Source organism: Novosphingobium sp. (assembly GCF_036820275.1).
Lineage (GTDB): Bacteria > Pseudomonadota > Alphaproteobacteria > Sphingomonadales > Sphingomonadaceae > Novosphingobium.
Genome location: NZ_DAISLT010000055.1, coordinates 15,322 through 33,148 on the forward strand (window position 1 = coordinate 15,322; position 17,827 = coordinate 33,148).

The 17,827-nt window shown below is 61.6% G+C and carries 20 protein-coding genes; 7 read left to right on the forward strand and 13 right to left on the reverse strand.

The window, feature by feature from the left end; translation table 11 throughout:
• The first annotated feature begins 73 nt into the window (after window positions 1-73).
• On the forward strand, window positions 74-1,642 hold the full coding sequence (treF, locus tag V7066_RS26310) for an alpha,alpha-trehalase TreF (RefSeq protein WP_334185884.1): 1,569 nt from the start codon (window positions 74-76) through the stop codon (window positions 1,640-1,642).
• Between the two features lie 66 nt (window positions 1,643-1,708).
• On the opposite strand, the gene rlxS is transcribed toward treF, so the two are convergent.
• The 5 genes from rlxS to V7066_RS26335 form a co-directional block, all read right to left on the reverse strand.
• Window positions 1,709-3,670 (reverse strand): relaxase/mobilization nuclease RlxS, encoded by a 1,962-nt coding sequence (gene rlxS / locus V7066_RS26315; RefSeq protein WP_334185885.1) that lies wholly within the window; start codon window positions 3,668-3,670, stop codon window positions 1,709-1,711.
• 236 nt (window positions 3,671-3,906) lie between these two features.
• Window positions 3,907-4,521 carry a lytic transglycosylase domain-containing protein gene (locus V7066_RS26320; RefSeq protein ID WP_334185886.1) on the reverse strand — a complete coding sequence of 205 codons (615 nt, stop codon included), beginning with the start codon at window positions 4,519-4,521 and terminating at the stop codon, window positions 3,907-3,909.
• Window positions 4,509-5,093, reverse strand: coding sequence for a S26 family signal peptidase (locus V7066_RS26325; protein WP_334185887.1), 585 nt, complete (start codon window positions 5,091-5,093; stop codon window positions 4,509-4,511). The genes V7066_RS26320 and V7066_RS26325 overlap by 13 nt, the downstream gene beginning before the upstream one ends.
• Window positions 5,090-5,320: a helix-turn-helix domain-containing protein gene (locus V7066_RS26330; RefSeq protein ID WP_159831993.1), complete on the reverse strand. Its 231-nt coding sequence runs from the start codon at window positions 5,318-5,320 to the stop codon at window positions 5,090-5,092. Before V7066_RS26330 ends, V7066_RS26325 begins: the two co-directional genes overlap by 4 nt.
• Before the next feature lie 234 nt (window positions 5,321-5,554).
• On the reverse strand, window positions 5,555-6,454 hold the full coding sequence (locus tag V7066_RS26335) for a HEPN domain-containing protein (protein ID WP_334185888.1): 900 nt from the start codon (window positions 6,452-6,454) through the stop codon (window positions 5,555-5,557).
• 559 nt (window positions 6,455-7,013) lie between these two features.
• Here V7066_RS26335 and rfbC point away from each other — a divergent pair.
• From rfbC to rfbA, 4 genes are read left to right on the forward strand one after another with little or no spacing between them, the layout of a single operon-like run.
• Complete coding sequence (gene rfbC / locus V7066_RS26340) at window positions 7,014-7,577, forward strand: dTDP-4-dehydrorhamnose 3,5-epimerase (protein WP_334185889.1); 564 nt, start codon at window positions 7,014-7,016, stop codon at window positions 7,575-7,577.
• 17 nt (window positions 7,578-7,594) lie between these two features.
• Window positions 7,595-8,659, forward strand: coding sequence for a dTDP-glucose 4,6-dehydratase (gene rfbB, locus V7066_RS26345; protein WP_334185902.1), 1,065 nt, complete (start codon window positions 7,595-7,597; stop codon window positions 8,657-8,659).
• Window positions 8,656-9,546, forward strand: coding sequence for a dTDP-4-dehydrorhamnose reductase (gene rfbD / locus V7066_RS26350; RefSeq protein WP_334185890.1), 891 nt, complete (start codon window positions 8,656-8,658; stop codon window positions 9,544-9,546). The genes rfbB and rfbD overlap by 4 nt, the downstream gene beginning before the upstream one ends.
• A gap of 13 nt (window positions 9,547-9,559) precedes the next feature.
• Complete coding sequence (gene rfbA, locus V7066_RS26355; protein WP_334185891.1) at window positions 9,560-10,447, forward strand: glucose-1-phosphate thymidylyltransferase RfbA; 888 nt, start codon at window positions 9,560-9,562, stop codon at window positions 10,445-10,447.
• A 26-nt stretch (window positions 10,448-10,473) separates the two neighbouring features.
• On the opposite strand, the gene V7066_RS26360 is transcribed toward rfbA, so the two are convergent.
• The 4 genes from V7066_RS26360 to V7066_RS26375 all read right to left on the reverse strand — a co-directional run bounded on the left by V7066_RS26360 (window position 10,474) and on the right by V7066_RS26375 (window position 12,418).
• Entirely contained in the window at window positions 10,474-11,373 is a 900-nt protein-coding gene (locus tag V7066_RS26360) for a HEPN domain-containing protein (protein WP_334185892.1), read from the reverse strand.
• A 91-nt stretch (window positions 11,374-11,464) separates the two neighbouring features.
• Entirely contained in the window at window positions 11,465-11,758 is a 294-nt protein-coding gene (locus tag V7066_RS26365; protein ID WP_334185893.1) for a surface-adhesin E family protein, read from the reverse strand.
• A complete protein-coding gene (locus tag V7066_RS26370; protein ID WP_334185894.1) occupies window positions 11,755-11,907 on the reverse strand; it encodes a hypothetical protein in 153 nt (50 codons plus the stop codon). Before V7066_RS26370 ends, V7066_RS26365 begins: the two co-directional genes overlap by 4 nt.
• Window positions 11,908-12,097: 190 nt before the next feature.
• Window positions 12,098-12,418, reverse strand: a complete 321-nt coding sequence (locus V7066_RS26375) for a DUF736 domain-containing protein (RefSeq protein WP_086493821.1) — start codon at window positions 12,416-12,418, stop codon at window positions 12,098-12,100.
• 282 nt (window positions 12,419-12,700) lie between these two features.
• Here V7066_RS26375 and V7066_RS26380 point away from each other — a divergent pair, with 282 nt between their 5' ends.
• On the forward strand, window positions 12,701-12,919 hold the full coding sequence (locus V7066_RS26380; RefSeq protein WP_334185895.1) for a hypothetical protein: 219 nt from the start codon (window positions 12,701-12,703) through the stop codon (window positions 12,917-12,919).
• A gap of 160 nt (window positions 12,920-13,079) precedes the next feature.
• Here the strand turns inward: V7066_RS26380 and V7066_RS26385 are convergent, their stop codons facing one another.
• Window positions 13,080-13,226: a hypothetical protein gene (locus tag V7066_RS26385; protein ID WP_334185896.1), complete on the reverse strand. Its 147-nt coding sequence runs from the start codon at window positions 13,224-13,226 to the stop codon at window positions 13,080-13,082.
• 691 nt (window positions 13,227-13,917) lie between these two features.
• Between V7066_RS26385 and V7066_RS26390 the strand changes: the two genes are divergently transcribed.
• Entirely contained in the window at window positions 13,918-14,658 is a 741-nt protein-coding gene (locus V7066_RS26390) for a class I SAM-dependent methyltransferase (RefSeq protein WP_334185897.1), read from the forward strand.
• 365 nt (window positions 14,659-15,023) lie between these two features.
• On the opposite strand, the gene V7066_RS26395 is transcribed toward V7066_RS26390, so the two are convergent.
• The 3 genes from V7066_RS26395 to V7066_RS26405 form a co-directional block, all read right to left on the reverse strand.
• Window positions 15,024-16,991: a ParB/RepB/Spo0J family partition protein gene (locus V7066_RS26395; protein WP_334185898.1), complete on the reverse strand. Its 1,968-nt coding sequence runs from the start codon at window positions 16,989-16,991 to the stop codon at window positions 15,024-15,026.
• A gap of 104 nt (window positions 16,992-17,095) precedes the next feature.
• A complete protein-coding gene (locus V7066_RS26400; RefSeq protein ID WP_334185899.1) occupies window positions 17,096-17,500 on the reverse strand; it encodes a DUF2958 domain-containing protein in 405 nt (134 codons plus the stop codon).
• Window positions 17,497-17,827, reverse strand: a 331-nt coding sequence (locus V7066_RS26405) for a zincin-like metallopeptidase domain-containing protein (protein WP_334185900.1), incomplete at its 5' end; no start/stop codon positions are given. The genes V7066_RS26405 and V7066_RS26400, both read right to left, overlap by 4 nt.

The following is a 17,827-nucleotide window of genomic DNA, read 5'->3' on the forward strand; positions in this document are numbered from 1 at the left end:
GCGTTGCCCATTGCGTGACATATCAATCATCAAGACAGGGATATGCAACCCAGCAATGCCGAAGGGAGCAGCCATGATACCCTCGCCCGTTCGCCGTCTCTGCGCTGCGGCCCTGGTCCTTGCCTTGTGTGCGAACGGCAGCCCGCCCACTCCCGCCGATCAATTTGGCGACCTGTTCACCGCGGTCCAGGAGCAGCGGATCTTCGGCGACGGCAAGACCTTCGTCGACGCGTCGCCGACGACGGCGCCGGCGGAGATCATGCGACTGTTCGCTACCCAGGCGCCGAAGTCCAAATCCGAGTTGCGACGTTTCGTGCTGGAGCATTTCACCGTTCCCGGCGTGAACGACAACGCGAAGGTTGCGCTGCGTGACCATGTCAGGGGGCTATGGCCGCAATTGACGCGCGACGATGCCAAGTCCCCTGTGGTGGGGAATTCTTCGCTGATCCGCGCCGCGCGCCCTTATGTGGTGCCCGGCGGACGCTTTCGGGAATCCTATTACTGGGACTCCTATTTCACCATGCTCGGTCTGAAGGCGGACGGGCGCGCCGATCTGGTCGAGAGCATGCTCGGCAATTTCACCGACCTCGTCGAGCGCTTCGGCCACATTCCGAATGGCACGCGAACCTATTATGTCAGCCGCTCGCAACCACCCTTTTTCGCCCTCATGGTCGACCTGTCCGAACAAAAGGATCCAGCGGTCCGCGCCCGCCGTCTGGCTGCGCTGCGCCGGGAACATGCGTACTGGATGGCCGGCGAGGCCTGCGCGCGCAAGACGAGACAGCCTTGCGAACGCGTCGTGCCGATGCCCGACGGCAGCCTGCTGAACCGCTACTGGGACGATCGCGATACGCCGAGGGACGAGTCCTTCGCGGAAGACCGCGACACAGCCGCGCAGGCTCCCGCGCGAGCCCCCGAGGCGGTCTATCGCGACTTGCGTGCCGGTGCGGAAAGCGGGTGGGATTTCAGTTCGCGCTGGTTGGCCGATCCACAAAACCTATCGACGATACGGACGACCGCGATAGTTCCGGTCGACCTCAATGCGCTGCTCTGGGGCCTGGAAACCCGTATCGCCGATGGCTGCCGTCAAGCTGCCGACACACCCTGCCGGATCGAATTCACCCGGCGAGCAGACCAGCGAAAGGCGTCCGTTGACCGCCACCTCTGGGTCAGCAGAGAGAGCCGCTATGCCGATTGGTCCCTGACCGACCGCAAGCCCACCTCGGTGGTCTCGAGCGCAACTCTCTTTCCGCTGTTCGTCGGCATGGCGTCTTCCGCTCAGGGCAAAGCGGTTGCCCGCACGACGCGCGGCCAGCTGGTTGCACCGGGCGGCCTGCGCACGACGGGGCTGCGGACCGGTCAGCAATGGGATGCGCCGAACGGCTGGGCGCCTCTCCAGTGGGTCGCGATCGACGGCCTCGAACGATACGGCCAGAAGGAACTGGCGCAAGATATCGCGAAGCGCTGGATACGGACGGTGGACGTGACATACCGCGAGAACGGCAAGATGCTGGAAAAGTACGATGTCGAGGAACGACTTCCCGGCGGTGGCGGCGAATATCCCCTGCAAGACGGCTTCGGATGGACCAACGGAGTGACCAGCGCCATTCTGGAACGAATGCCGGAACTGGACCCACACTGAGGCGGCTGAGCGCTGCTGCCGCGATCCCCGATCTGCCTTTTTCCGTTCTGCCTTACCGAACAGGCTCTAGGAGATTTCCGGCCCTGCCCGTCCCCTCCCGAATTGCCAGCTTATGCCGTTCTCGCGCATGATGCCGCCGGCCTCCTGACCGATCTGTTTCTCCAGCACCGGCCTCCAGGGAACGAGCGTAAATTCACGGCTTTTTTCGATCAGGGCGTAGGAGCCGGAAATGCCCTCGACCCGCCGCGCCACGCTGCCCTCGATCAAATCTCCATGGCGCGCCTCTGCAAATTCCTTGCCCAGCTCAGCCGAAAGTCCCGCCGCGATCCGCAGCAGCTCCCGCCTTTGAAGTGACGCCAATGCGTTCTGTTTCAACGCGAAGCTCTCGCCTTCCCCGTCGGCCAATCCCTGCTCGACCAGCCATTGCCGACGCGCGGTTACGGCGGCACGCACCTCGCCGCCAAATCCGCCATCCCGGAAGTTGAGGCCGGACGGCGATGCCAGTTCGCGATCAAGCCAGCTGGCACCTTCGACGCCGGTCAGCTTGTCGACAGGTAGAGCCGAGAGAACCTCGACGTCGACGGGACGATCGGCAACAAGTCCGTGCTCGAAACGCTTCACCTGCTGCAAATGGTCCGGTGAAATGCGCCAGGTGCCGTCAGCCTCGCGCTCGATATCAACGCGTGCCCGCCGCATGGCCTCGAGGCGCCTGACATGTGTCTCGGCGAACGCTTCGCTGGCGCGCGGATCATGGCGCCGGTGCAGAGCTGCGGAATAGCGCCCGTCATTCGCTTGCGCCACTTCCAGCACCGTCCGGTCCATCGCCCTTACCGCAGGCACACGAGGATCGATGCGGACCGTCGCCCTCCCGGGCACCGGATCGACAGCTGATGCAGCGCCGATATCCACATAATGTGCTCGACCGTCGACGCCGTCGATCACCAGAAAATGACGGTCGCGATGTTCGTCGGCAAGGCCTCGGGTCACCACACGTCCCACGAGTGGTCCATTCTCCGGCACGAAAATGCTCTGATCGGGTCGATCGAGCCTTGCTCGGGATATCTCCCGCTGCATCTGGCGGATGATGTCGCCGCGCTCGGCCATGGTCCGGAGCGTCTCCTCCATGTCCTCGCCAAGCTGCCAGCGGCCGCCGCCCAGATCCTCCGCCAGTCCCATGCGCCGCAATGCCTGAAGACGCCCGGTCTCTAGAGCATGGAACAGTGGGTCCGCAGCACTCGGCGCGACAACATGCTCCTCGTTCATCCGCCCGATCAGCCGGCGATCGAGACTGGTGAGCCGCTCCTGCTCGATTTCCATACGGAGCCGAGTCTCGATTTCGTGTTCGCTACGCGGGCCAAGTTCAAGCGAAACGATCTCGGCAGCTCGCTCCCGAAATCCGTGGGCGATATACTCCCGGGCAATCACGAGATCGCGGGCCCGGTCGTCCACGCCGCGCAGCACGACGTGGGTGTGCGGATGGCCGGTATTGAAGTGATCGACGGCAACCCAGTCGAGCTTCGTACCGAGGTCATCGCCGACCTGCTCCATCAGCCGCCGAATAACCGGCTTGAGGTCCTCGAACCGATCGCCGTCTTCTGCCGAGACGATGAAGCGGAACTGATGCCGATCTACCTTGCTGCGCTCGAGAAAATACTTCCCGTCAACGCGGTCATTCGCGGGACCGTAAAGCTCTCCGGGCTTGCCTTCCCGGGTAACCCCATCTCGCTGTATGTAATGGAGGTGAGCCCGGGCTGCTCCAAGCCCCTTGCCGCGCAGTACCGCGAGCCGGGTCTTCACCACGACGCGCCGCGAGCGAAGGCCAGCCAGCCTGTCGCGAGTCGACAACAGACGCCCGGTTGCCGCACCGCGACCGATCCTGCTGCCGTCGTAGCCCCGGTTCCCCGATCTCCGCGCCTTCCCGAGCAAACCGGCAGCATGGGCGACACGGGAGGCATAGCGATCAGGCGTCCTCCCGCCCGTACCGCGCTGCCGCCCCAGCCTGGGCTCGAATTCGTCGTCCTTCGCCATTTCCACGCCTCCGAACCGCAATGCTCCGATCACGCTATCCGGGAAAACACGAGCCTCCCGCTAAGCTGATGTGCAGACAGGAAAAAAGCTGTGGCGGGAGGCACTGCTTCTATCTTGCACTCCGCCCCCGACCTGCCCGAATTCTCCCGCAGCCTTAAAAACCGGGGCTGCACACACGGCACAGCCCCTTTGGCTTTCCGCTTCCGCGCTTCACCAGCGCCCCACTCTTCATGCACTCAGGGAACATCTCGCCGTATGGCAAAGAGAGAACCGGTCCGGGGTTCCTGCACTGCCGCCTCTCCCGTTTCCCGCAGCTGCTCGGACGCCGCCCCATCTGCAAAAAGCGGAGTGGATTTCCGCGGCACCTTGGTCTTCCCGGCGCCGGTTATTTCCGCAAGATATGCCACCGTTTCGGAGGGCAGCGGTCGCCCGGCAAGGTATTTTTCATAGCGCCCCGGCCCGGCGTTGTAGGCCGCGAAAAGTCCCGGATAACCGAAGCGATCATAGAGCTGGTGCAAGTAGAATGTCCCCGCCAGTATATTGTCGCGCGGGTCGTCCGGATCGCTGCCGAGCGCCAGCCGATCGCGTATTTCCGCCCATGTGCCCGGCATAAGCTGCATGAGGCCGATCGCGCCTTTCGGACTCCGAATCGGGCGGCCGGAAAGCCGGGTTCTACCCCGGCTTTCCGCGCGCATCACCCGCTCGATCCAGTGGGCAGGTACGCCGAAGCGAACTGAGGCCTCGGATATTTGTGGCCGCCAACGGTCCACTTCGTCCGCCTGGAGCGGAGCGGCAGCCAGCAGCGCGGCAACGACCGCCCCGGCGCCGATGATGGGCTTCAGAGCGCCCATATCAGCCTCGCGGGACCGACGATATCCGACGCCCTGGTCACCCCGAAATAGCGGCCGTCGAACGATTTGGGGTGTCCGGCCATGAGCAGGAAATACTCACTGCCACGAAGTCGACGGCATCCTTCCCACCACGGGAGCAGGCGCGCCTTGCCATCGCGCCTCAACCGGTGGACGACCGGTTCCCCGTTAACGAATAGACGGGGACCAAGTGCGCAGACTTCATCGCCCGGACCGGCGGCAATGCGCTTCACGAGCGGAACCCGTTCGGGCAGATAGCGCCGGCCAGCGGCAAAGCCGCGCCAAGGGGCGGGAAGCCTTGCGATCACCGTTTCCCCGGCGGTGACGCGCCCACCGGGCTCCACTAGATACAGGCCTAACCGAGCACTGGGACTTGCATTCCACATCAGGCGAGGCGCCGGTGGAAAGGCCAGCGTGAGGCCGACCGCGCATAGGGCTGCGCCTGCTGCCAGTAAAACGCGCCGGTTCCGATCACGGCGCCGCCCTGCCTGACGAAGCGCCTCGCCGAAGGCGCGCAACGGCGCCTCGGTCGCGGAAGTCCGGTGCAAACTCATCGCCGAAACGCCCGGCCGGAATTGGCCTCGCTCCAGGCATCGAGATCGTCGATGTGGTACTGGATGAAGCGGCAGTGATACCGAAAGATCGGACCGCCTCCGTTGCGGCGAAGCTGCCTGAGAAGGCGGTTCGATATCTTGAGATAGGCGGCCGCCTGATCTGTATTGAGGAAGGGCGAACCGCTCTTCGCGCGCTGCGCCCTGTCGATTTCGTTCGATCTTTTCATGATGTCCCTGCCTCGTTGCGCGCGGCGGCACCGTGCCGTCCGCGAAGGACACTCGATCTGAGGCAGAATGGGGCACTCAGGCAGGGTCGGAAACGGCTATAGCCGTTTCCGACCCCCCTTGAGGTTCGATGCCTGAACGGCTGACTGGAATTCGCAAACTACGGGCTGACCAAGGTCAGTCGCCCGGAAAATAGGGGTTGACGCGGCCTGCAGTCTGCTTGTGGACTCTGCGCGTTACGTGCGGCTCAAGCGGCGCTCGGCAACGGCTTTGACCTCTGCCTGAAGCAACTCAACGCGTTCAAGCAACCACTCCAGTTCGACGTCGCGAATGACATAATGCTCCGAGTATCTTCCCTTCACATAGGCTTGATAAAGGAGCTCAAAACATCGCTGTCCAAACTTGGTGTTTCGCGGCCAAACTGAAATGAGATCGCGAGCAACGTCCTCAGCGCGTCCCCGCAAAAATTTTATGTTATGCGATTTGGGCGAGTACAACTTCATCACGAGTAAAATCGTGTGATAGAAATGCTCTGTCGATTGATGAAGAAGGAATGCAGCTTCGTTTCTCGAACCCTCCGAGATAAAAAACTTTGCGCCTCGCAGATATGCTGCAGAACTATTAAACCACTTATTGAAGTAGTTCTCCGCCTCGACATGCGCGAGGCCGGTATCGAGCGGCTTGGGCGCTTCGAACTGCTCCGCGGCAAGCTCGTAGAGCACGATGCCCTCGCGCACCACGTCGACGAAGAAGGGGCGTCCGCGCGACAGCTGAAAGTTCACGTCCTTCATCGAATGGACGACCAGACCGACCGGCGCGGATAGCCTTTTCGCGATATCGTATTCGCGGTTGAGGTGGTCCTTGGCCCTGCCCCAATATTCCGCCTCGTCGGCAAGACGCTCGTCGTTGACGACGACGAGAATGTCGTAGTCGGAGAAGTAGCCGCCGACCGGGTCGGACACCCAGTCGCCCCGCGCATAGGAGCCGTAGAGGATTACTTTCATGATCCGGCCCTGGCGCTTCCACCCCTGGGTGGCGAGCGCCAGCACGTCCTCGAATTCGGCAAAGATGATCTCGACCGCGCGCTTCAGATCGGCGCGTTTCTGCTCCGGTAAATGGTCGAGATCGGTCTTCATAATCGCCTGATTCTAGACGAGTTCGGGCCGGGAACAACCGTTCTCTTGCTCGGTCGTGACGGAAGTCAGAAAGCACCCGTCCGGCAAGCGTCAGAACAGATTGAGTGCCTCGAGCTTGAAGTCAGACACTGGTTCCGCATCGGGATTGGTCATCCATATCGTACCGACGATGGGCCTTCCCACTTATTCCGGAACTACGGGTTCGGCTTTCTGATCATAGCTCTCGAAAATTTCTGAAGCGACAAACCGCTAGGGCGAAACTGGGTAGAAAGACGCATAGAGCGCAACCTCGGCGGGTCCAACTCGGTTTCAATTCAGTCTTCTTTCAACTTATCGATGAGCATCAGGCGGGGCGCAGCTAAATCGGCAAACTTCGCCCTCGCCCTCCGGGATTACGAGCGGGACGGTGCAAGGCTCACGCATCATCTTGACCCCGGGATATGAAGACCTCGCAGGGATGGATTTATTCTCTACTCAAAAGAACGGATTTCCAAAGAAGGCGTTTTATGGATTCGTCTTCCGCTGCTGCAAACCCGATCAGGCTGGCTAGGGCGCTGTCATGGAATTCATACCTCCGGCAATTTCTGACGTCATGTTGGTTGCTCCCCGTCACATTGGTGACGAGCGGGGATATTTCGCAGAGACCTTTCACGCAGACCGCTTCAGACGAGCCTGCGGTGACTGGGTCTTCGTGCAGGACAACGAATCCCGCAGCGTTAAAGCGGGCACAGTGCGCGGCCTGCATTTTCAAATCGCGCCGCATGCCCAAGGCAAACTGGTGCGCTGCACGGCCGGTGCGCTGTTCGATGTTGCCGTCGATATCCGCCGAGGCTCGCCGACTTACGGGCAATGGCTAGGCGAAATGCTGACCCCCGAAAACGGAATGCAGCTCTGGGTACCCCCGGGTTTTGCCCACGGGTTCTGCACAATCGAGCCGGAAACGGTCATCTGCTACAAAGTGACCGGCTACTATAGCGCCGAACACGACAGGGGGCTGGCTTGGAACGATCCTGCAATCGCGGTGACTTGGCCAGATATCGCCGATCCCGAGACTCTTTCCCACAAGGACCGCATGCAGCCGCGCCTTGCCAATCTGCCGGAATATTTCAACTGGAGCCAGTAACCCCCGTGCCTTTCGGGCTGCGCGTGATCGTTACCGGCGGGGCCGGTTTCATCGGCTCGGCTCTGGTGCGCCACTTGGTGCTCGAAAAGGGCTACGACGTTCTCACCATCGATGCTCTGACTTATGCGGGTTGTGAAGCGTCGCTTCGCCCGGTGGAGAGGTGTGATAAGCACCGTTTCCTCAGGGCCAATATCTGCAACCGTGCCGCCATGGATGTGGCAATCGCGGATTTCCGCCCTGACCGCATCATGCACCTGGCTGCTGAGAGCCACGTCGATAGATCGATAACCGGTGCGGCCGACTTCATTCAGACCAACGTGGTAGGCACGTTCACCTTGCTCGAAGCAGCGCGTGGCTACTGGAACGCCCTCGAGGCCGACGCGAAGGCGGCCTTCCGTTTCCTCCATGTCTCGACCGACGAAGTCTACGGTTCGCTGCGTGACGAGGGGCTGTTCGAAGAAACGACGCCCTACGATCCAAGTTCGCCCTATTCGGCGTCCAAGGCTGCGTCCGATCACCTCGCCAAGGCGTGGGAGCGGACGTACGGGATGCCTATCGTGGTGTCCAACTGCTCGAACAATTACGGGCCTTACCACTTCCCCGAGAAACTGATCCCGCTGACCATTCTCAACGCGCTCGCGGGCAAGCCCTTGCCGGTCTACGGCAAGGGCGAGAACGTGCGTGACTGGCTCTATGTGGACGACCATGCCCGCGCGCTCGACATCATTGCCGAGAAGGGCCGTCCAGGCGAGACCTATAACGTGGGCGGTCGCAATGAGCGCCGGAACATCGACGTGGTGCGGCGCATCTGCTCCGTGCTCGACGAGCTGGTGCCTGGCGACACCCCGCGCGAGAACCTGATCGAATTCGTCACCGACCGCCCCGGCCACGATGCGCGCTATGCCATCGACGCCACCAAGCTGGAGGACGAACTGGGATGGCGTGCCGCCGAAACCTTCGACACCGGCATCGAGAAGACGGTGCGCTGGTATCTCGAGAATGATTGGTGGTGGGGCTCGCTGCGTGAGCGCTATGACGGTAAGAGGCTTGGCCTGCCCCCGAAAGCCCGGGTGGCTGCATGAGGATCGCTGTTACCGGCAAGTCGGGACAAATTGTAACCGCACTGCGGGAACGAGGCAAAGCTGCTGGACATGAGATTGTCGCACTCGGCAGGCCGGAACTGGACCTCGTTGATCCCACATCAGTTTTCCGCGCTCTCATGGCGGCCGGGCCGGATATCATTGTTTCTGCCGCTGCCTACACCTTTGTCGATGGTGCCGAACAAGAAAGCACGCTCGCCTTTGCCGTAAATGGCGAGGGACCGGGGGCAGTGGCGCGCACCGCAAAGGTTCTTGACGTGCCGTTGATCCATATCTCCACCGATTATGTCTTTGATGGCAAGCTGGATCGCCCATATCTCGAGACTGACCCTGTGATGCCCGCCGGCGTTTACGGCGCATCCAAGCTTGCAGGGGAGCAGGCAGTGCTCGTCGAGCACGGTTCCAACAGCGCAGTCCTGCGCGTGGCTTGGGTTTACAGTCCCTTCGGCAGCAACTTCATGAAAACCATGCTGCGCATCGCGAATGAGCGGGACGAGGTTGCAGTGATCGCAGACCAGATTGGCAATCCCACAAACGCGATGGATATCTCAGATGGTATCCTCTCAGTAGCTAAAAACCTCATCGCGCGTGACGACCCGGCATTGCGAGGAACATTCCACATGACCGCTAGCGGCGAGGCGAGTTGGGCCGACTTCGCCCGAGGCATTCTCGCGGTTTCCGCCGCGCAAGGTGGTCCCTCTGCCCGTGTGAAGGCAATCGCCACCGCGGATTATCCAACGCAAGCTGTCCGGCCCGCCAATTCGCGCCTGAATTGCGCTCTTATCGAGCGCTTGCACGGCGTTGCACTGCCGGATTGGCGGACCTCGCTGGAAGGCATGGTCATGCCTCTGCACGGTATTTTCGTCTGACTGGGGGGCCACGATGAAAGGCATCATTCTGGCGGGAGGCAATGGTACCCGTCTCTATCCGATGACGCTGCCTGTCTCGAAGCAGCTCATGCCGGTCTACGACAAGCCGATGATCTACTATTCCCAGAGCGTGTTGATGTTGGCGGGTATCCGTGAGGTGCTGGTCATCTCCACCCCGCGCGACTTGCCCGCCTTTCGCTCGCTGCTGGGCGATGGTTCGCAGTGGGGCATGTCCTTCGAATATGCCGAACAGCGGAGCCCCGACGGATTGGCGCAGGCCTATGTCATCGGCGCCGACTTCGTGGCCGGACAGCCTTCGGCACTGATCCTGGGCGACAATATCTATCACGGTCATGGGCTACCCGAACTGCTGGGAAACGCGTCATCGCGTACGAGCGGGGCCAGCGTCTTCGCCTATCACGTGAAAGATCCCGAGCGGTATGGCGTCGTCGCTTTTGACGAAACTATGAAGGCCGTTTCAATCGAAGAAAAACCGGAGAGGCCGCGGTCCAATTGGGCGGTGACCGGCCTCTATTTCTACGATGATCAGGTGGTGGATATCGCTGCCAATCTCAAGCCTTCGACGCGCGGCGAGCTGGAGATCACCGACGTCAACCGCGTCTATCTTGAGCGCGGCGAGTTGTGCGTGGAGATCATGGGGAGAGGTTATGCCTGGCTCGACACAGGCACCCCAGACAGCCTTCTAGATGCTGCGGAGTTCGTGCGCGTCCTGGAAAAGCGTCAGGGCTTCAAGATTGCCAGTCCGGAAGAGATCGCTTTTCGGCAAGGCTACATCGATGCAAGACAGATGGAGGGTGCGATCGACCGGCTCGGCAAGTCGGATTACGGTCGCTACCTGAGACGCGTACTGACGGAGAGCGAACGCCGTATTGGCGAGTAGTATCGCAACAGCGGAAGGCATCACCCTTACTTGCGGTCAAGTCGGCGCTCGGCGACCGCTTTGACCTCTGCCTGAAGCATTTCAACCCGCTCAAGAAGCCATTCGAGCTCGACATCGCGTATCACGTAATGCGGTGAATAGCGGCCCTTCACATAAGCCTGTTGCAGCAACTCGTAACAGCGACGGGCGAACTTGGTATCGCGCGGCCAGACGGCGATCAGATCACGGGCAACATCTTCAGCCCGATTGCGCAAGAAATTGACGTTGTGCGATTTGGGCGAGTACAGTTTCAGGACGAGCAGGACCATGTGGTAGAAATGTTCGGCAGCCTGGTGAAGGTTGAAAGCCGCTCGGTTATGCCAGCCCTGTGAGATAGAGTATTGAGCCAGACCGAGAAACTCGGATCCACTCTCAAACCACTGTTTGTAATAGTTCTCCGCCTCGACATGTGCGACGCCGGTATCGAGCGGCTTGGGCGCTTCGAACTGTTCCGCGGCAAGTTCGTAGAGCACGATGCCCTCGCGCACCACATCGACGAAGAAGGGCCGTCCGCGCGACAGCTGAAAGTTCACGTCCTTCATCGAATGGACGACCAGACCGACCGGCGCGGATAGCCTTTTCGCGATATCGTATTCGCGGTTGAGGTGGTCCTTGGCCCTGCCCCAATATTCCGCCTCGTCGGCAAGACGCTCGTCGTTGACGACGACGAGAATGTCGTAGTCGGAGAAGTAACCGCCGACCGGATCGGACACCCAGTCTCCGCGCGCATAGGAACCGTAGAGGATCACTTTCATGATCCGCCCCTGACGCTTCCACCCTTGGGTCGCGAGCGCCAGAACGTCCTCGAATTCGGCAAAGATGATCTCGACCGCGCGCTTCAGATCGGCGCGCTTCTGCTCCGGCAAATGGTCGAGATCGGTCTTCATAATCGCCTGATTCTAGACGAGTTCAGGCCGGGAACAACCGTTCTCTTCGCATTGTCTCAGCGCAAACGAATGCACCATTTCCCACCCCGATTCAGAACCGGGAAAGCGCATCCAGCTTGGGGTCCGAGACCGGTATTGCATCCGAGTTGGTGCCGCACAAGGTGTCCACGACCGCCATCCCGACCGACTCGGGAACCACGGCTTCCACTTTCTGCTCATGGTTTTCAAAGATATGAGAAAAGACCACCCGCCCGGCAGGATCGTAAAGCGAAAGCGCCAGCAGGACCATGGTGTAGCCGTCGCAGTCGGCGCGCTGTTGGACCATGGCATATGTCGCACCGTCGCTCTGCGGTGCGGCATATACGCGCTCCAACCAGAAGATCATCCGCGATCCGGTGCGGTGCGGCGAATACCCCTCATGTTGAGATAGGTCGCATCGTCCGCGGTGCTTGCGACATAGAGCCAGTCTTCGGCGTGCGCCGGGCTCGCCGAGCTCAGCGCTGCCGCGAGCACCAGCGCGAATTTCCTAGCCATATTACCCCCTGTTTTCCGCAGATAGCACCGCAGACACGGCGGGCATTAGCGCCAGGCGGCTTAACATTTCGAATGACAAATTCCGTAAGGCCGCACGGCAAAGCCGGAGCGCCAAACGCGGCAACACTTAACGCCCGACGGCGCCCCAACGAGGAATAACCCCGCGCCCGAAGGCGCGGGGAGCAGCCGGTCAGTCCGCCGGATTCCAGATGATTGCGAAGCTGTCTTCGTCGTCCCTTCCGGCGGCGCGGCCGAGGTTGGCATAGAGCCGCCGCGGCCCGAATTCCGGTGCAGCGAGGCTCAGCGAGACGTAGTCGTTGCCGGAGGCTTCGCTGCGGCGGATCCAGCCTGCCCCGACTTCGGCGCCGCCGCAGGTGACGCGGTAGTCGGGCTGGGTGTCTGCGGACTTGGCAGTGTTGGGCGTGATCTCGATCTCGGCGCGGATCGAGAGGGTGCGAAGCTGACCCTTGAAGCTGCGGCCATCGCGGGTGACATATCCGATTGCGGGCATCTTTCGTCTCATTGAAGCATTCGCCGCAGAGCCATTTCCGGGCGATGGGCAGACCTTGGGGAACGGCTGCAGCGGACCTGCGAACCGTCAGGCCGTAGCGCCAGCGAAGGACCGGAAGACACAGGCCTTATTTGGAGCGAAGCGGCCGCGAGGAGCCTGCCTTCGGGCAGGCGGGGAAATAAGGGCTGGGTCGATGGTTTCGGCAGGGCCGCGGCCGTTCCAGGTCGTTGCCCTTCCAGCCGGAAATGGCGCCGGGCGAAACCGTCTTCACCAGGAGACACGATGTCCGCGCGGATCTTGTCAGCCGCGGTGGCCACAGCTTCGATGCCGGGCGAGAAGCACCCGTTTGCGTTTCCGCTTCCGAGCATCGAGACGCCCTGCCGCCAAATTCGCAGCCCACGGCCCGGCCTATCGCATTCAAACTGCCTCGGTTTCGGCGCCAAGTTCAAGGCAGGCCGGATCCGCCGCAGCGAAGTCTTTCGGCAGCGCTATCGCGCGTGAGACACGCTCCATCGGATAGGCCGCCGGGCGGCTCCCTGCCGACCTCGGCCGCGCCGCAGGACGGGACGACGAAGATAGCCTGGCATCATCGTTCCAGCGGCCAGGCCGCCCCACCACAGCGCCCTCGGGCGCGGGGGTTTGCCGCGATGGCGGGGCAAACTCAGTCTACCAGGACTTCTTCCTCCGGAAGCGGGTCGGGAGCGCCGTTCTCGAAATAGCCCTGTACGATGTCCGCGATGGCGAGGGGCGTCAGCCGCTCGGCGCTGCGGGCGAGATCGCGCGCCCGCCACCATCTGAGTTCGGTCACGAACCGGGCCTCGTTCGCATCAAGCATGCACGCGTCGAAGTGCCGGACTGGCACAATCCGGTACTCTTCGCGCTGCGAAAGACGCCTGCCATCCCAATCGAACGTATAATGCGCCGCCAGACCACCGGCCCGGGCTCGCACCGCCGCCGAAGTCGAAGTCGAAGTCGAAGTCGAAGTCGAAGTCGAAGTCGAAGTCGAAGTCGAAGCAGGCTGGATCCGCCTTAGCAATACTTCCAGCATCACTTTGGCTGCGACGTGCGTTTTAGCGCGATAGATCACAGCCGCTCTTCTAATTTTTCCCGCGCGCGCCGGGGAGCGCGAAAACAAACTCGCGCCTCACTTTTCCGGCGAAACGATCACGCTTCGCGCGGCCTCGAACGCGAGAACTCGCGAAGACGTAACAGCAAAGGGCAGAATTTTATAACACCAATACCTGTTGAACAAATCGCGCCACAACAACTCGCCTTTCTAATCTATATTAACTGCAAAATCCGCACTTTTTGAAACTAAAAATTAATTCCCACAATATAGTATATTAAGCGGGATATTTACGAGATGCCCTTTACGTGGCGATCAACAAATTTTGGACCAACTCAACAGTTAAATGCCTGAAACCGCGCAATTTGCGATAGACAGGAGCCCACATGCCTCGTTACGGTATGATTTTACTGTGGGGCAAGAGGGGGAATAAATGTCTAAAGAAAGCGAGATAGGTTATCTCGCAGCTACCGGCGAAGCTGGCCGTCAGCATTCAATGCTAAAGCCGTTTTCTGATCCGTTTTGCGGGATCAACCTGACTTCGATCGGTACGATCATGACACTTTTACCAGCTCCCCCGGCGAGATTGCTCGATCTCGGTTGCGGTGGCGCTTGGACTAGCGTGTTTTACGCGCTTCATGGTTACAAAGTGACTGGGCAAGACATTGCCCCCGACATGATCGAATTGGCGGTCGAGAATCGAGATCGTCATGGTCTAACCTCGGAGCACCTCGATTTCTTATGCAATGATTACGAAGCAATTGAAGGCACCGCGGATTATGATTGCGCGGTCTTCTTTGATTCTCTCCACCATGCTGATGATGAAGGTGCTGCAATCCGGTCTGCCTACGCGGCACTAAAGCCAGGCGGAATCTTGCTCACCCACGAGCCTGGCGAAGGACACTCGACTAACCCTCACTCGATCGCTGCGATGGAACAGTATGGGGTAAATGAACGCGATATGCCGCCGAGTCTGATAATCGAGCGTGGTATGCAGGCTGGCTTCTCAAGCTTCAGAGTTCTCCCTATGCCGGCAGAACTACTACATGTCTTCTTTGAGAGACACTACAATAAATGGTATAGCATTGAAGCATTTAACGCAATGAAAAGACTTTTTAGAATGCTGTACAAGCCGAAACTAAGCGCAAGTTCAATTGTCGTATTAACGAAGTAGGTCGATAATTTTCGAAATGCGCAATAAATATCTGGACATATGAATATTTCTGACATTTACATTCCGGAAATTTAGAACTGGCAGTGGTTGAACCATGTATTGCCACCAGTTAGTCCGCGATGTGTCCCGTATGCTCGGGCAGTGAAAACTACAGGCATGGGTGATGGGATGTCCCTCCAATAAGGACAGGGCAACGTACGCCCGTTCTGGAAGAGCCAGTCGACGAAAATTTCATATTAGCGGCGAGGCCGCGCCTCCAAGAGCGCGGCCCCGCCGCTAATTTTTCAGCCCGTCCAAGGGCATCGTCCGAGGACAGGAAATCCCGCCCCCGGGTGATTTTTTCAGGCGGCGAGACGGTCCTCGCCCTAGCTCGTGACGGAATCGAAGTCGGGGTCCGTCACGTCAGATTCGGGCGAAACGCCATCCGGCATATTGCTATCGTCAGCCTCGCTTGCCGGTCTCGCGAAAGCGCGGGCATGGGCCGCGACCGTGCCTACCCCGCCGCGCTCCGTATATGAAGATGGCGGGAAGACCATCCAGCGCGGCACCCAGCCCTCGCACTTCGTGCGCCCGCCCTCGCCTGCAAGGTGAGCGCGGATGATGACCTTGAGAGCCTTGCCCTTCTCCCTCGCATTGGCGGCGGCGACCTGCTCGCCCGCCACTTCCGCGACCATCGCCAGCAGCACCTCGCGGTCGCGCAGGGTATCGAGGAAGGCGGCATCGGCCTCCCACCAGTCGGCCATGGAAAGGCCGAGCAGGCTTCCCACAGCCTCCACTTCCGGCGACCCGGCGGCGAGTGTTTCGCCCATGACGAGCGTCAGCAAGTCCAGAACATCGCCATCCGCCAGCGTCGTCAGGCGCGCGAGCAGCGCGCAGATGCTGCGGTGCCTGCCGCCATAGCCGCCCGAGCCGGTCACCGTGGCCTCGTCGGCATCGAGACCGAGCAAGGCGAGGACCTCGCGCCGCCGCGCGTCGAAGACCGCTTCCGCCCGACTTTCATCGAGGCTGACGCGCACCGCATCGCTCTTGACCGCCTGCGGCTCTGCCGAGACCCGCCACAGCGCCGACCCGGCGATGGCATGAGCGACCATGAGCCGCAGGGCGAGGCCGGGTCTGCCGAGCAGTTCCGCCCGCACGGCGGCATGGCGGTGAAGGTCGACATAAGTCCCCGTGAGCGCGGTGAGTTCGGCGCGCACCGGCTTGCCGCCCGCACCTTCCTCACCGCTTCGATCGCCCCCGCTGCTGCGCGCCAGCCGCGCCGCGTCCTGGCGGGAGAGATAGCCCTCGTGAACAACGAGTTCGCCGCTGCCTCGCACATCGAGATAGACTCGCCCGCCTTTGCGCTTGGGTGTCTTCTCGAATTCCCACGCATGGAAGTGGGTCTCGGGTCCCATCACCACGGCATCGGTCCAGCCGCCCGCAAGAAAGGCCTCCCGCTTCACGGCAACGGCAGCGTTCTGCAAGGTCCAGAACGCGCCCGGGTCGGCGAAATAGGCATCTTCCCCGAACAGGTCGGTGACGAGCGCGAGACCGCTCGCCTCAACATCGAACAGGGCATGGCGCACCGGGATGGTCTCCCCGCCCAGAAGCCACGATTTCAGAGGATAGCCGCGCGGGGCATGGCTGCCAGGATCGGCCACGAGGGCAAGCCAGGCCAGCTGGCGGCTTTTGGAAGCCATCGTCAGATGGCGCACGGTCACCGCGCCGATTTCCTCGGCGCGGTACATCTCGCGGATGCGCGGCAGCAGGTTGCCGAGCGCGAGGACGCGCCGGACCGCAAGCTCGGGCAGGCCGAAAGTCATCGCGATATCCGCGACGCTGCGGCCCTCCCGGACGAGGCGGGTGAAGGTGGTCCAGCGCGATACCTCGTCGGGATCGAGCCGGGCGATGTTCTCGATCAGCGAGGCCTCGACGGCGGCGGCATCGTCGCTATTGTCCAGCACCGCGCAAGGCAGCAGTTCACCATCGGACAGCGCATCCGCCCCGGAACCGGCCCCGGCTGCATCACCCGCCGCGACGCCGCTCGCGCCACCAGCCTCGGCAGCGACGCCGGACACGCCGTCAGGCTTACCCTCGATCTCCGTCCCGGTATCAGGCCGAGGGCGACCGGCCTGCCGCTCGGCGGCAACGATCTTCGCTGCATGGAAGCGGCGGCAACCGGCGACGATCTCGTAATGTCCCGCTTCACAGTTCGGGCGGACGAGGAGGGGCTGGAGGATGCCGCGCGCGCGGACGGTGGGCAGGATGTCCGACACGTCCGGGGCCTTGCGGGCGTAGCGCATATTGGATTTGCTGATCGACAGCTTGCCGAGCGGAATGAATTCGAGTTTCATGGCAGTGCTCCTGAATGAGCGCCGGTCCATCCGGATTCGTGATGGGATGGGGATGGACCGGCTTTGGATGGGCAGGAAAACGCCTGCCCGCGTCTTCGGCCCTGTCAGCGGGGCAGAATTCGGATTGCGCCCGGGTCCTCCCGGGTGAGCCGGTCCAGCAGGAGCGCGGCATCCGGGATCGATCCGGCAAGCCGCGCCGCCTCGGCCCAGACCGAGAGGCGATGCCGGGTGGTGAAGGCGAGATCGCGCGCGATCTTCAGCCCGAGCGGCAAGTCAATGGCCTCGATCTCGCACAGCGAGAAGATACCGAGTTCCGGGCAGCCGAAACCGAGGTCCACCAGTCCGTAAAGCGTGTCGCCGTCAGGATAGAGTTCGGTGACCAGCCAGACCGCGCGGCCCGTGGGATTGAACAGCCGGACCAAGGGAAACGGATCGAAGCGCGGATTGCGCACGCAATACTCGAAGTTCGCGGCGAGCAGCGAGCGGATGCCGGGGGAGAGCAGGTTCATGACACCGCCCTCCCCTCGCCCGCGGGACCGGCAAGGCCCCTAGCGTCAGCAAGGTCCTCACCGACCGGCCCGCCTTCTGTCGGCGCGGCGGCTGCGGCATGGCGCGCCAGCAACCAGTCCGCCGCCTTGCTGGCCATGGAGGCGGCTCGGAAGATCGCACGGGCATCCTCGCGCAGGACTTCAAGCCATGCGCCGATGTAGTCGGCATGGCGCACGGTCGGCACGATACCGAGCGAGGCGCAAAGGAAGGCCGAACCCATTTCCGCCACCAATTCCTCGCGGGCGTAGTCCTTCGACCCGAACCCATTCGCGAGGTCGCGGCCCAGC

Coding starts and splice junctions, on each gene's coding strand:
- V7066_RS26400 (WP_334185899.1), bottom strand. CDS start 17,500: ATGAACCTGCTCTCCCCCGGCATCCGCTCGCTGCTCGCCGCGAACTTC.
- V7066_RS26390 (WP_334185897.1), top strand. CDS start 13,918: ATGTCTAAAGAAAGCGAGATAGGTTATCTCGCAGCTACCGGCGAAGCT.
- V7066_RS26375 (WP_086493821.1), bottom strand. CDS start 12,418: ATGCCCGCAATCGGATATGTCACCCGCGATGGCCGCAGCTTCAAGGGT.
- V7066_RS26320 (WP_334185886.1), bottom strand. CDS start 4,521: ATGGGCGCTCTGAAGCCCATCATCGGCGCCGGGGCGGTCGTTGCCGCG.
- rfbC (WP_334185889.1), top strand. CDS start 7,014: ATGGAATTCATACCTCCGGCAATTTCTGACGTCATGTTGGTTGCTCCC.
- treF (WP_334185884.1), top strand. CDS start 74: ATGATACCCTCGCCCGTTCGCCGTCTCTGCGCTGCGGCCCTGGTCCTT.
- rlxS (WP_334185885.1), bottom strand. CDS start 3,670: ATGGCGAAGGACGACGAATTCGAGCCCAGGCTGGGGCGGCAGCGCGGT.
- V7066_RS26325 (WP_334185887.1), bottom strand. CDS start 5,093: ATGAGTTTGCACCGGACTTCCGCGACCGAGGCGCCGTTGCGCGCCTTC.
- V7066_RS26335 (WP_334185888.1), bottom strand. CDS start 6,454: ATGAAGACCGATCTCGACCATTTACCGGAGCAGAAACGCGCCGATCTG.
- V7066_RS26360 (WP_334185892.1), bottom strand. CDS start 11,373: ATGAAGACCGATCTCGACCATTTGCCGGAGCAGAAGCGCGCCGATCTG.
- V7066_RS26330 (WP_159831993.1), bottom strand. CDS start 5,320: ATGAAAAGATCGAACGAAATCGACAGGGCGCAGCGCGCGAAGAGCGGT.
- V7066_RS26380 (WP_334185895.1), top strand. CDS start 12,701: ATGTCCGCGCGGATCTTGTCAGCCGCGGTGGCCACAGCTTCGATGCCG.
- rfbD (WP_334185890.1), top strand. CDS start 8,656: ATGAGGATCGCTGTTACCGGCAAGTCGGGACAAATTGTAACCGCACTG.
- V7066_RS26365 (WP_334185893.1), bottom strand. CDS start 11,758: ATGATCTTCTGGTTGGAGCGCGTATATGCCGCACCGCAGAGCGACGGT.
- V7066_RS26370 (WP_334185894.1), bottom strand. CDS start 11,907: ATGGCTAGGAAATTCGCGCTGGTGCTCGCGGCAGCGCTGAGCTCGGCG.
- V7066_RS26395 (WP_334185898.1), bottom strand. CDS start 16,991: ATGAAACTCGAATTCATTCCGCTCGGCAAGCTGTCGATCAGCAAATCC.
- rfbA (WP_334185891.1), top strand. CDS start 9,560: ATGAAAGGCATCATTCTGGCGGGAGGCAATGGTACCCGTCTCTATCCG.